This window comes from Streptomyces sp. 8N616, assembly GCF_052246385.1.
Classification (GTDB): domain Bacteria; phylum Actinomycetota; class Actinomycetes; order Streptomycetales; family Streptomycetaceae; genus Streptomyces.
Genome location: NZ_JBQQBY010000008.1, coordinates 113,497 through 126,544, shown reverse-complemented (window position 1 = coordinate 126,544; position 13,048 = coordinate 113,497). Strand labels below are relative to the sequence as shown.

The following is a 13,048-nucleotide window of genomic DNA, read 5'->3' as shown; positions in this document are numbered from 1 at the left end:
TCCTCCCGGGGCCGGATTCAGTGGCAGCGGTCACCGGCGCCGATCGACGCTGGACGCATGAGGGCCACGTGATGGTGAAGCCGTGGCGAGCGTGCCGGCGCCAAGGTCCTTGAGATACACGGCCCAGTCAGCCGGGGCTGACGGTTCCGTTCCGCACATACCCGAGGTCAATCGGCGTCACTGGCGGACCATCTCTCCGCACACAAGCGAGCAATTCCGGCAGCTGCGGCGGCCACAACGGCTCCGTATCACCGGACAGATCATCCAGCGACCACCATCGCCAACAGAGGATCCCGTCCGCAGCATGCGCGGCAGTGAGGTCACCGACGGGGTCACGATGGGGGCCATGCGCGAGGAAGATGTGTTCGCGCTGCCGCACAGGAACGCCGGCTCTGGTGAAGTCGTGTTCCCAAACACACAGCACAGTGCCGCTGAGCTCGATGTCGGTCCACCCGGTCTCCTCGCGCAACTCGCGCTCGGCCGCTTGCAGCGGCGTCTCGTCCGGATCGATGCCACCGCCCGGCATCGCCCAGTGGACGCCGACTTCCTCGTTGTCATATCGGAACATGAAGACCGACCCTGTCGGGTCCAGCACGGCGACTCTGGCTGCCTGTCTGGGTATCCGCACCGGCTCACCCTGCCAGAGCGTGACACCGCTGTCGATCAAGAAGCGGCCCAGGCATTCGCGGTCCTCGGGTACCTGACGGTCCACGGACTGGCCGGCACCGTACCGACGTGCACCGGCGCGCGCCATCCCAGCATCCTCGGCTCGATCACACCGGGCCGCCGCGGTCTGCGGCTGCCCGCGCCGCGGGAGACAGCCCGGGTCCGGCTGGAGATCTCGCCGCGCTGAGACCTCACGGCGCGAACAGCGCCTCCACGTACACCCACGCGCCGTCGTGCCGGACGAAGCGGCTCTTCTCGTGGAGTTCGCCGGGGCGACCGCGGTGGGTGTAGCGGGCGCGGAAGGTCACGGTGCCGGAGGTGTGGAAGGCGCTGCCCTCGGTGGTCTCCAGGATCTCCAGCCCCAGCCACCGCATCCCGGGCTCGAAGCCGACGCCGGGCGGGCGGGTGCCGGGATGCCACGTCCGCAGCAGGTACGCCTCGTCCTGGACCGCGAAGGCGCTGTAGCGGGAGCGCATCAGCGCCTCGGCGGTGGGGGCGGCGGCCTCTCCGGCGTGCAGCCGCCCGCAGCAGTCGCCGTACGCGGCCGCCCGCCCGCAGGGGCACGGCGAGGTGGCGGTCGTGACGGGGCCCCGCTGGGGGCGTGAGCTGCGACGGGACATTCCGTCATTGTCCGCCACGCGCGCCGCGCTGCGGACATACGGCGACACCATCCGTGTCCTCCGGTGGCTCGCCCCCGGCCGGGGGCGGGAAGATGGACGTGCTGGAGCCGCACAAATCGGATGGCTGACCATGGGCACTTCCGATGCCGCGATGACGCAGGGCCGGTTGGGTACGCCGCTTGTGGCCGTGGCGGTGCTGGACGAGGACGGCACGATCGTCTCCTGGGGCGGGGCCGCCGAGCGGATGTTCGGCTACGCGCCGCAGGCCGTGCTGGGGAGGCCTGGGGCGTCCGTGCTGGTCCACGAGGACGACAGGGGACCGCCGGGCGGCGGCCTCGACCGGCTCCTGGCGGATACCGACCGGGACACGCTGCTGGCCGTCCGGCACCGGGACGGGCGGCGCGTCGACGTCGGCGCGCGAGTCTGCCCGATCACCGGTCCGGAGGGTGAGCCGCAGTGGATGGTGATGGCCTTCGACGTGGCCCGGATGCCGTGGTGGACCGAGGAGCGCTCGCTGCTCGACCAGCTGCCCTCCCAGGCGCCGGTCGGCATGGCCGTGGTGGACAGGGACCTGCGCTGCATCTGGCTCAACGACGCGCTGGTGGCCAGCGGGGGACTGGCGCGTGAGGAGCGCCTCGGCCGGCGCTTGAGCGAGGTCCTGCCGGACCTGCCCGCCGCGGACCTCGAGGACCGGATGCGCCAGGTCCTCGAGGCCGGGGAGGCCGTGATCGACTACGAGTTCAGGGGTCGCACCGAGGCATACCCCAAGCAGGACCGTGCCTACTCGGCGTCGTTCTTCCGGCTCGACGACGCGGAGGGCGGCGTTCTGGGCGTGTGCTACATCGTCGTCGACGTCACCGACCGCTGGCGGGCCCGGCAGCGGCTTGCGATCCTCAACGACGCCAGTACGCGTATCGGCAACAGCCTGGACGTCCGGCGTACCGCACAGGAGCTGGCCGAAGTGGCCGTACCCATGCTCGCCGACTTCGTCTGCGTCGATCTGCTCGCCTCGGTCGTCAAGGGGGAGGAACAGGAGCCGGGGCCGCTCGGCCCTGATGTGCCTCTCGTCCGCAGCGGGCAGCAGTCCGTCCGGGAGGGCTGCCCGGAGGCGTCGGTCGCCGTCGGCGAGCCGGTCGGATACGCCCCGTCAGCACCGCTGGTTCTTGCGCTGCGCGAGGGGCGCTCCGCGCTGGAACCGGTCTTCGCCGCGGGCCTGTGGGCGGAGGACGACCCGCTGCGGGCCGCGAAGATGTGGGACTTCGGGATCCACTCGGCGATGGTGGTGCCGGTGGCGGCACGCGGGGTGACGCTGGGGGCGGCCGCGTTCTACCGGTGGCAGCGGCCCGAGTCGTTCGAGCGGGACGACCTGGTCCTGGCGGAGGAGTTCGTCGCGCGGGCGGCCGTCTGCATCGACAACGCGCGCCGCTACACGCGCGAGCACGCCTCCGCGCTGGCGCTGCAGCGGAGCCTGCTCCCGCAGGCGCTGCCCGAGCAGACCGCGGCCGAAGTCGCCCACCGCTACCTGCCGGCGGGTGAGCGCGGCGGCGTCGGCGGGGACTGGTTCGACGTGATCCCGCTGTCCGGTTCCCGTGTGGCACTGGTGGTCGGTGACGTCGTCGGGCACGGGCTGCACGCCGCGGCCGCCATGGGGCGGCTGCGTGCCGCCGTGCACACCCTGGCGGATCTGGACATGCCCCCGGACGAGCTGCTGGCTCATCTCGACGACCTGGCCATCCGGTTGTGCGCGGAGGAGACCGGCACCGGCGTGGCGGGCGACACCGCGGTGCTGGGGGCCACCTGCCTGTACGCGGTGTACGACCCGGTGACCCGGCGCTGCGGTCTCGCCAGGGCCGGGCACCCCGCGCCGGCGATCGTCACGCCCGGCGGCGCGGTGGACTTCCCCGACCTGCCGGCAGGGCCGCCGCTGGGCCTGGGCGGCCTGCCGTTCGAGGCTCTCGAGGTCGAGCTGCCCGAGAGGAGCCTGCTCGCCCTCTTCACCAACGGCCTTCTCCAGGTGAACGCCCACGACGTCGGCGCCGGGGCGGACCGCTTGTCCCAGTCGCTGGCGTCGCTCTCCCGGGCGCACGCCGACCGGCCGGTGGAGGACATCTGCGCCGCTGTGATCGACTCGATGATCGACGCGGACCGCCGGCCCGACGACGACGTGGCCCTGCTCGTCGCCCGTACACATGCGCTCGGCGCCGACCGGGTCGCCTCGTGGGACCTGCCCGCGGACCCGGCCGTCGTCGCCGACGCCCGCAGCCGCACGGCGCGGCAGCTCGCCGAATGGGGCCTGGAGGAGATCGGCTTCACGAGCGAACTGCTGGTCAGCGAGCTGGTGACCAACGCCATCCGGTACGGCGTCGGCCCCATCCGGCTGCGCCTGATCCGGGACCGGGGGCTGATGTGCGAGGTGTCCGACGGCAGCAGCACCTCCCCTCGCCTGCGGCACGCGCGCACGACCGACGAGGGAGGCCGGGGGCTCCTTCTCGTCGCGCAGCTGAGCCGGCGCTGGGGAACCCGCCACACCGCCGCGGGCAAGACCATCTGGGCGGAGCAGACCCTGGACGAAAGCGTTCTCGGCTGATCACTGTCCGGGGGTGAACCGGTCAGCGCCCGGGGGGTGAACCGGTTCCGCGTCCGCGGGGTGAACCGGTCCCGCGCGCCGGCCGTTGACTTCGGGCGGCAGGGCCGAACACCCCACGGAGTTGAGAGAGATGGCATGGAAGCCGAGCAGAGGCGCGGCGAAGAGCGTTCTGGCGCCGGCACTTCTCGTCGTGGCCGCTGCGAGCGGGCTGACAGGTTGTGAGGTGGGCGGAGACGACGGTGGTGGGCCCCGGGGTCACCCTCCCAGGTCCGCGGTCGGCCGGCCTTCGCCGGCCGCCGGCCCGCTCGCCGTCGCCTCCGCCGCGGCCGGCCTCCTGCCCGTACGCGCCCTGGTGCGCATACGGGAGACCGCGACCCCGCCCAGGCACAGAAGGCCGCCGAAGAGCGTGAGCCAGCCGGGGACTTCGCCGAGGAAGATCCAGGACATGAGGACCACGAGGCCCGGCACCGCGTAGGTCGACGCGCCCATCTTCCCGGCGGTCGTGCGGGACAGCGCGTAGGCCCATGTGCTGAAGGCGAGAGCGGTCGGGAAGACGCCCAGATAGACGACGTTCAGCGTCGCGGACAGCGGGGCCTCGGCGATCTGCGAGACCAGTTGGCCTGCGAAGGGCAGGCACACCAGGGCCCCGATCAGGCAGCCGAAGGCCGTCACTTGGAGAGGCGTGGCGTAGGCGAGAGCGGGCTTCTGGCTCACCACGCCCGCCGCGTACGCGACGGCCGCGAGCAGGCAGAGCAGAACCCCGCCGAACGACGACGTACTGCCGCCGGACATGGACAGTCCCACCACGACAGCCCCGAGGAACGACACGGCGATTCCCGCCAACAGCCTGGGCGGGAAGCCCTCCTTGAGCAGCCAGCCGCCGAGGAGCGCGACCAGGACCGGCCCGACGTTGACGATCATGGCGGCCGTGCCCGCGTCCACCTCACGCTCGCCCCAGTTCAGTGCGACCATGTATCCGCCGAACCACAGGACGCCGGAGGTGACGATGCCGGGCCACGCCCTGCGGGGCGGGAGTCCGCCTCCTCTGACCACCAGAACGACGCCGAGCACGACGGCTCCCGCGAGGAGTCTGCCGAAGGCGAGGGCGCCGGGCCCGAAGTGGCCCACCGAGCTGCGGATCGAGACGAAGGCCGACGCCCACAGCACCACGGTCACCGCTGCCGCGGCGAGCGCGAGACCGTTGATGCGGCTTCCTGGGCCCTGGCTTCCGGCGCCCCGGCTTCCTGCGTCCGAATGATCCTCTGCCGGCCTCGATCCGAAACGCTGTCTCACAGCACCGATCCCTCCAGTCGTCTTCAACGGCAGCCTGAGGCAGGCGAACTGATAGCACAAGCGAGAAAAAGTTGAAGGACGGCGTAGCATCGCTTACAGGTTGGATCGGGCCGTGCCCTCCGGCCGCTCCGCCGACCTGACCGACTAATTGCGCGATATGCGCAATACGGGCAGCTCGCGATTGCGTGTATTGCGCAGATTCCAGGGGGCGCTCATCATGCGCTGGAGGAAGCCCGGCCGACCCTCTCCGTTGCCGTTCTCTGCGGATCGACGTAGGGAGTGAGTAGGGAACAAATGGGGCGAAACGCTACAGGGGACGAAACGCTACACAGGATGGGCGGGCGACCATGAGCGGATCCGAGGCGGAGCCCAGCGGGGGCCTGGGAAGCCCGTTCGATGTGACGCATGCGGCCGCCGTAGTGGTGGACGAAAGCGGAGTGGTCGAGCGGTGGAGCCCGGGCGCCGAGGAGCTTCTCGGGTACCGCGCGGAGGAGATGGTCGGCCGTCCCCTCGCGGAGGTGCTCGACGACGGCAGCGCTCTGCCGACCGCCCTCTCCGACGGACGGCGGGACGGCGAGGGGCGCGGCGGCCTGGTGGCCGTACGCCACCGTGACGGCCGCCTGATGGACCTGGCGTTCCGGGCCTGCCCGCTGTGGGGGACGGTCGAGAAGCCCAGCTGGCTGGTCGTCGTCACCGAGGTGGCCGGGCTGCGCGCCTGGGAACGCGAGCAGGCGGTGTTCCGCGGACTGTTCACCCAGTCGCCCATCGGCATGGCGGTCGTCGATCCCGATCTGCGCTACCTGCTGATCAACCCGGCGCTGGAGCGCATGGACAGCGTGCCCGCCCGGGAGCACATGGGCCACCGGCTCGGAGAGGTGGTGCCCGGTCTCGACGCGGACGTCCTCCAGCGCGAGGCCCGGCGCGTCCTGGAGACGGGCGAGCCCCGGCAGACCCACGAGACGATCGGGCCGGTCCGCGCCGACCCCTCCTTCCCCCGTCACAACCGGGTCAGGTCCGGCTCGTCCTACCGCCTCGAGGACGCCTCGGGCGAGGTTCTGGGGCTGTGCCATACGGTCCTGGACGTCACCAGCCACTACCGGGCCCGGCAGCGGCTCGCCCTGGTGAACGAGGCGAGCGGGTCGATCGGCACCACCCTGGACCTCGACAGGACCGCCCAGGAACTGGCCGAGGTGCTCGTCCCGCGGGTCGCCGACTTCGTGTCCGTCGACCTGCTGGACGCGGTGGTCCGTATGCAGGAACTGCGTCCGGGGCCGGTCAGTGCGACGGAGCCGCTGCGCCGGGTCGCGCACCGTTCACTCCAGGAGGACCTCCCGGAGGCCGTCGTCGAGCCCGGTGAGCCGACCAGCTACCCGGAAGGGTGGGCGCCCATCGAGTGCCTGGTCTCCGGTCGTCCGGTGCTGAGAGCTGTGGTGGATCTTTCCGCCCGGTGGATCGCCCAGGACCCCGTCCGCGAGGCCCGGATGCGCGAACTCGGCATGCACTCGGCGATGGCGGTGCCCCTGCGGGCCCGCGGCATCACCATGGGCGTGGCCACCGTGGTCCGGTGGAAGAACCCGGATCCCTTCGACGAGGACGATCTGCTGCTCGTGGAGGAGCTGGGCGCCCGTGCGGCCGTCTGTATCGACAACGCCCGCCGTTTCGCGCATGAGCACAACGCGGCCCTCACGCTGCAGCGCAGCCTGCTCCCGCGCGATCTGCCGGAACAGAGCGCCGTGGAGGCCGCGTACCGCTATCTGCCCGCCGACATGCAGGCCGGCGTGGGGGGCGACTGGTTCGACGTCATCCCGCTCTCCGGCGCGCGGGTGGCGATGGTCGTCGGCGACGTGGTCGGCCACGGCCTGCACGCGGCGGCCACCATGGGGCGACTGCGGACCGCCGTCCACACTCTCGCCGACCTCGACCTGCCGCCGGACGAACTCCTGGCGCACCTCGACGACCTGGTGGTCCGGCTTTCCGAGGAGGTGGAGGAGGCCGAGTCCCCGCACAGCGGCGATGTGATCGGGGCGACCTGCCTGTATGCCGTATACGACCCGATCTCGCGCCGGGCCACCTTCGCCCGCGCCGGCCACCCCAGCCCCGCGATCGCCCATCTCGAAGCTCCCGTGGAGCTGCCCGACATCCCCGCGGGGCCCCCGCTGGGCCTTGGCGGCCTGCCGTTCGAGTCCGCCGAGATGGAGCTCCCGGAGGGCAGTGTCGTCGCCTTCTTCACCGACGGTCTCATCGAGGCGGCGGACCGGGACGTGGACGTCGGTTTCGAGCGCCTCTTCTTCGCGCTGGCCCACCCCGACCGCCCGCTGGAGGAGATCTCCGACACCATGGTCCGCACGCTCCTGCCGGACCGCCCCCGCGATGACGTCGCCTTCCTCGTCGTCCGCACCCGCGCTCTCGGCAGCGACGACGTCATCTCCTGGGATCTGCCCGCCGATCCCGCCGTCGTCGCCGACGCCCGGCACCGCACCGGCCGGCAACTGGCCGCCTGGGGCCTCGACGACTCGGTATTCACCACAGAACTGATCGTCAGCGAACTGGTCACCAACGCCGTCCGCTACGGCGCCGGGCCGATCCGTCTGCGGCTGATCCGGGACCGGAGCCTGATCTGCGAGGTCTCCGACTGCAGCAACACCTCGCCGCACCTGCAGCGCGCGCGGGGCATGGACGAGGGCGGACGCGGTCTGTTCCTGGTGGCCCAGTGCGCTGCCCGCTGGGGCACCCGCTACACCCCCGAGGGCAAGACCATCTGGGCGGAACAGCCGCTCACCCGCGCCCCCTGGGCGGCACGTGGTCGCTAAGCGTTCCGGCCGCCCACGCGCAGTGCGTCGACCACGCGCTCCACGTCGGAGATACGGTCGGCGAGCACGCCGGTTTCCTTGCCCTCCGCATCCCGCAGCTGGAGTTCGATCTGAGCCAGCCGCTCGGCGATCTCCGTCAGCCGTTCCCCGCTTTCCGCTGCCGTCTCCTGGCCCGCGGGCGGGGGCTGCTCCTCCGCTTCCTGCGCCGCCTCCTCCGCGGGCCCGGCCGGCCGCACCGCTTGCGCCGGCTCCGCGGGCCGCTTCTCGCCGACCAGCAGCCGCCGCAACTGCTCCGCCTGCGCGGCGAGTTGGCGGTTCTTGCGGTGCAGTTCCAGGAAGACGTTGACCTTGGTGCGCAGCAGCCACGGATCGAAGGGCTTGGTCAGGAAGTCCGCGGCGCCCACCGCGTAGCCCCGGTAGGCGTAGTCCGTGTCGGCATCGGTGCCGGTCAGCAGGATGACGGGCACGTCCTTGGTCTGGTCGAGGCGCTTGATGCTGGCGGCGGTCTCGAAGCCGTCCATTCCGGGCATCAGGACGTCGAGCAGCACGACCGCGAACTCCTGCCGCAGCATGGCCTTGAGGGCCTCTTCTCCGGAGTGCGCGCGGACGACGTACTGGTCGAGTGAGCCGAGTACGGCTTCGAGCGCGACCAGGTTCTCCTCCATGTCGTCGACGATGAGGATGCTGGACTTGTCGGATGCGGGAGTGCTCATGTGCCCTGCCTCGGCGGATTCTCTTCGTCCGTCCCGGGTGTCTCCGGCTTCCCGGATTCCCCGGCTTTCCCGGCTTCCTCGGAATCGTCCGCTTCCCCGGCGTCCTTGGTGTCGAGCACGCCGCAGACCGCCGACAGCAGGCGGTCAACGTCCACCGGCTTGGGTACGTAGTCCGAGGCGCCGCTGTCGATCGCCTTCTCGCGGTCGCCCGGCATGGCCTTGGCGGTGAGCGCGATGATCGGCAGGTCGGCGAGCCGTGGCGTGTCCCGGATGGCGCGGATCGTCTCGTACCCGTCCATCTCGGGCATCATGATGTCCATCAGGACCAGCGACACGTCCGGAGACCGGTCGAGGACCTCGAGTCCCTCGCGGCCGTTCTCGGCGTATTTCACCGTGATGCCGACGCGGCCCAGCACATGCGTGAGCGCGAAGACGTTCCGGATGTCGTCGTCGATGATGAGGATCTGGCGCCCTGCCAGCAGACGGCCCGGGCGTCCGCAGACCCACTCGGTGAGCCGGGTCGTCTCCGGCCAGGTGTCCTCACGGTGGTCGGCGGCCCGTGTTCCCCGGCCGGTCAGGTCGCTTCCGGTGCCGGATGCGGGGCCCGGTCTGGAGTCGGGAGGGGTGGTCGGCGGCGCGGTCGGCAAGGGTGCGGCCTGCGCGGGGAGTGGCGCCGCGACGGTGGTGGCCGCCGGGCGCAGCGCCGCAAGATCGGGCGCGGAGGCCGCGGCGGGGTAGTGGGAGGGAACGTAGAGCGTGAACCGGGAGCCGACGCCCTGCTCGCTCTCCGCGGTGACCCGGCCGCCGAGCAGCCCGGCGATCTCGCGGCTGATGGACAGGCCGAGCCCGGTGCCCCCGTACTTGCGGTTGGTGGTGCCGTCGGACTGCTGGAACGCGTCGAAGATCACCGGCAGTTTCTCCGGCGGGATGCCGATCCCGGTGTCCTCGACCGAGAACGCAATGACGGCCTCAGCGTTCCGCAGGGTCTCCTCCTCGAAGCCGGCTCCCGGTACGCGCTCGACGCGCAGGTCCACGCCGCCGGACGAGGTGAACTTGACCGCGTTGGACAGCAGGTTGCGCAGCACCTGCTGGAGGCGCTGCTCGTCCGAGTACAGCTCGCGCGGCACGTCGTCGCCGACCGACACCTCGAAGGTCAGCTTGCGGTCGTGGGCGAGCGGCCGGAACGTCGCGTGCACGTAGTCGAGCAGCTTGGTCAGCGGCAGCTTCTTCGGGTGCACGTCCATCCGGCCCGCCTCGATCTTCGACAGGTCCAGGATGTCGTTGATCAGCTGGAGCAGGTCCGAGCCCGAGCGGTGGATGGTGGCCGCGAACTGCACCTCCTGTTCGGACAGCCGCTCATCCGGGTTGTCGGCGAGCAGCCGGGCCAGGACCAGGAGGGAGTTGAGCGGGGTGCGCAGCTCGTGCGACATGTTCGCCAGGAACTCCGACTTGTACTGCGAGGAGGTGGCGAGCAGGGCGGCCTTCTCCTCCAGCTCGGCGTTGGAGCGCTGCAGCTCGTCGGTGCGCTTGCGCAGCTCGGTGGTCAGCCGCTGGGACTCCGAGAGCAGTGACTCCGTACGGGAGTTGGCGATGATCGTGTTGATCGAGACGCCGATGGTGTTCACGAACTGGTCGATGAAGGCCAGGTGGACCTCGCTGAACTTGCTGAACGAGGCCAGCTCGATCACTCCGAGCACCTCGTCCTCGAAGAGGATCGGCAGGATGACGATGCTGGCGGGCGGTGCGGCGCCGAGCCCGGAGTTGACGGTGATGTAGTCCGGCGGGACATCGGTGATGAGGATCCGCTTCTTCTCCAGCGCGGCCTGGGCGACCAGCCCGCGCCCCACCGTGCCGGACGCGGCCCCGCGGCTGCTGCCGCCGGCCGCGTCGGTGCCGTATCCGGCGATGAACTGCAACCCCTGGCCCGGCTGGGCGCCCGCCTCGGCCAGGAAAAACGCGCCGAACTGGGCGTTCACCAGCGGTGTCAGCTCGCGCAGGATCAGGTCGGCGACCTCGACCAGGTCGCGGTGGCCCTGCATGAGGCCCGCGATACGCGTGAGGTTGGACTCCAGCCAGTCCTTGGCGCGGGTGGTCTCGCGGAGGTTGGCCACCATGAGGTTGACGTTGTTCTTCAGCTCGGCGACCTCGCCCTCGGCTTGCACCGAGATGGATCCCGACATGTCGCCCTGGGCTACGGCGCTGGCGACTTCGGCGATCGCGCGGACCTGGGTGGTGAGGTTCGACGCGAGCTCGTTGACGCTCGTGGTCAGCCGCTTCCAGGTCCCGTAGACGCCCTCGACGCGGGCCTGGCCGCCCAGTTGCCCCTCACTGCCGACCTCGCGCGCCACGCGGGTCACCTCGGCGGAGAACGAGGAGAGCGTGTCGACCATCGTGTTGATCGTGGTCTTCAGCTCCAGGATCTCGCCGCGCGCGTCCACGTCGATCTTCTTCGACAGGTCGCCCTGGGCGACGGCGGTCGCGACCTGGGCGATGTTGCGGACCTGGGAGGTGAGGTTGTCGGCCATGAAGTTGACGTTGTCGGTGAGGTCCTTCCACACGCCGGAGACGCCGCGTACCTGGGCGCGCCCGCCCAGGTTTCCTTCGGTGCCGACTTCGCGGGCCACGCGGGTCACCTCGTCCGCGAACGCCCGCAGCTGGTCGACCATGGTGTTGACCGTGTCCTTCAGCTCGAGGATCTCGCCGCGCGCGTCGACCGTGATCTTCTTCGACAGGTCGCCGTCGGCCACGGCGGTGGTCACCTGGGCGATGTTGCGGACCTGGGAAGTCAGGTTCAGCGCCATGAAGTTGACGTTGTCGGTGAGGTCCTTCCACACCCCCGAGACGCCCCTGACCTGGGCTTGACCACCCAGGTTCCCTTCGGTGCCGACCTCGCGGGCGACGCGGGTCACCTCGTCCGCGAACGCCGACAGCTGGTCCACCATGGTGTTGATCGTCGACTTCAGCTCCAGGATCTCGCCCTTCGCCTCGACCGTGATCGTCTTGCCGAGGTCACCCTCCGCGACCGCGGTGGCGACCTGGGCGATGTTGCGGACCTGGGAGGTGAGGTTGTCGGCCATGAAGTTGACGTTGTCGGTGAGGTCCTTCCACACGCCGGAGACGCCGCGTACCTGGGCGCGCCCGCCGAGCCGCCCTTCGGTGCCGACTTCGCGGGCCACGCGCGTCACCTCGTCCGCGAACGCGGAGAGTTGGCCGACCATCGTGTTCACGGTGCTCTTGAGCTGGAGGATCTCGCCCTTCGCGTCCACGGTGATCTTCTGGCTGAGGTCACCGTTGGCGACGGCGGTGGTCACCTGGGCGATGTTGCGTACCTGCGAGGTCAGGTTCGACGCCATGAAGTTGACGTTGTCGGTGAGGTCCTTCCACACGCCGGAGACGCCGCGTACCTGGGCGCGCCCGCCCAGCTGCCCTTCGGTGCCGACTTCGCGGGCCACGCGCGTCACTTCGTCGGCGAACGCCCGCAGCTGGTCGACCATCGTGTTCACGGTGAGCTTCAGCTCGAGCAGCTCGCCCGTGGCCTCCACCGTCACCTGCTGGGTCAGATCGCCGCGCGCCACCGCCGTGGTGACGACCGCGATGTCGCGCACCTGCGCCGTCAGCCGCGAGGCCATGGTGTTGACGGCCTCCGTCACGTGGCGCCAGTCGCCGGACAGGCCCTGGACCTTGGCCCGGCCGCCCAGCCGGCCCTCGGTGCCGACCTCGCGGGCCACCCGCGTCACCTCGCCGGTGAACCGTGACAGCTGGTCCACCATGCGGTTCACTCCGCGTCCGAGGCGGCGCAGATCGCCGCGGAGCTGCCGGTTTCCGGCGTGCAGGTCCACGTGTTGGGTCAGGTCGCCGTCGGCGACCGCGTCCAGCACCCGCGTCGCGTTCGAGACCGGCACCACCAGTGCGTCGATCAGCGTGTTCGCGGCTTCCACGCTCGTCGCCCAGCCTCCCTGGCCGGGGCTCGGTGCGATCCGCTCGTCGAGCCTGCCCTGCCGCACCATCTCGCGCCGTACGCGCTGGAGCTCGGCGGCCAGATGCTCGTTGCGCGCCACGATCTGGTTGAACACCCCGGTCATCTCGGCCACGACACCTTCGCCGCCGCCGTCGACACGAACGGTGAAATCTCCGTCGCACAGCGAGTTCATCGCCGTGAGCAGGGGACGCAGATCTGCTGCCCTTACCCACGCCTCAGCCGGGGCGGAGTCTGGGGGGCCTGGGGAGGCCGGGGACCGACTGGCGGTGGACGCTGAAACAGGCGGGGCCGGATCGAGTGCCATAACAGCCCATTCTCCGTGATCTACGCATACAGGCGTGTCCTAGTATAAGACCGTCAAAAGAGACGAAATTGCCGGT

General features: G+C 70.7%; 7 protein-coding genes and 1 pseudogene. 3 read left to right on the top strand and 5 right to left on the bottom strand.

Going from position 1 to position 13,048, the window contains the following annotated elements:
• Positions 1-127: 127 nt before the first annotated feature.
• Positions 128-754 (bottom strand): NUDIX hydrolase, encoded by a 627-nt coding sequence (locus ACTWQC_RS09850; protein ID WP_443315210.1) that lies wholly within the window; start codon positions 752-754, stop codon positions 128-130.
• Between ACTWQC_RS09850 and ACTWQC_RS09845 the strand changes: the two are divergent.
• Positions 662-853, top strand: a pseudogene (locus ACTWQC_RS09845) (anhydro-N-acetylmuramic acid kinase); the annotation flags it as partial. The gene ACTWQC_RS09850 and the pseudogene ACTWQC_RS09845 sit on opposite strands and share 93 nt — an antisense overlap.
• 4 nt (positions 854-857) lie before the next feature.
• On the opposite strand, the gene ACTWQC_RS09840 reads toward ACTWQC_RS09845, so the two are convergent.
• The gene (locus ACTWQC_RS09840) at positions 858-1,286 is read right to left on the bottom strand and encodes a YchJ family protein (protein ID WP_443315209.1); all 429 of its coding nucleotides are present in this window, start codon (positions 1,284-1,286) and stop codon (positions 858-860) included.
• Between the two features lie 130 nt (positions 1,287-1,416).
• Between ACTWQC_RS09840 and ACTWQC_RS09835 the strand changes: the two genes are divergently transcribed.
• Entirely contained in the window at positions 1,417-3,873 is a 2,457-nt protein-coding gene (locus tag ACTWQC_RS09835; protein ID WP_443315208.1) for a SpoIIE family protein phosphatase, read from the top strand.
• Positions 3,874-4,128: 255 nt separating this feature from the next.
• Here the strand turns inward: ACTWQC_RS09835 and ACTWQC_RS09830 are convergent, their stop codons facing one another.
• Positions 4,129-5,049, bottom strand: a complete 921-nt coding sequence (locus ACTWQC_RS09830) for a DMT family transporter (protein WP_443315207.1) — start codon at positions 5,047-5,049, stop codon at positions 4,129-4,131.
• Between the two features lie 464 nt (positions 5,050-5,513).
• Between ACTWQC_RS09830 and ACTWQC_RS09825 the strand changes: the two genes are divergently transcribed.
• The gene (locus ACTWQC_RS09825) at positions 5,514-7,976 is read left to right on the top strand and encodes a SpoIIE family protein phosphatase (RefSeq protein ID WP_443315206.1); all 2,463 of its coding nucleotides are present in this window, start codon (positions 5,514-5,516) and stop codon (positions 7,974-7,976) included.
• On the opposite strand, the gene ACTWQC_RS09820 is transcribed toward ACTWQC_RS09825, so the two are convergent.
• A complete protein-coding gene (locus ACTWQC_RS09820) occupies positions 7,973-8,689 on the bottom strand; it encodes a response regulator (protein WP_443315205.1) in 717 nt (238 codons plus the stop codon). The genes ACTWQC_RS09825 and ACTWQC_RS09820 overlap by 4 nt on opposite strands.
• A complete protein-coding gene (locus tag ACTWQC_RS09815) occupies positions 8,686-12,972 on the bottom strand; it encodes a HAMP domain-containing protein (protein WP_443315204.1) in 4,287 nt (1,428 codons plus the stop codon). The genes ACTWQC_RS09820 and ACTWQC_RS09815 overlap by 4 nt, the downstream gene beginning before the upstream one ends.
• Positions 12,973-13,048 lie beyond the last annotated feature (76 nt).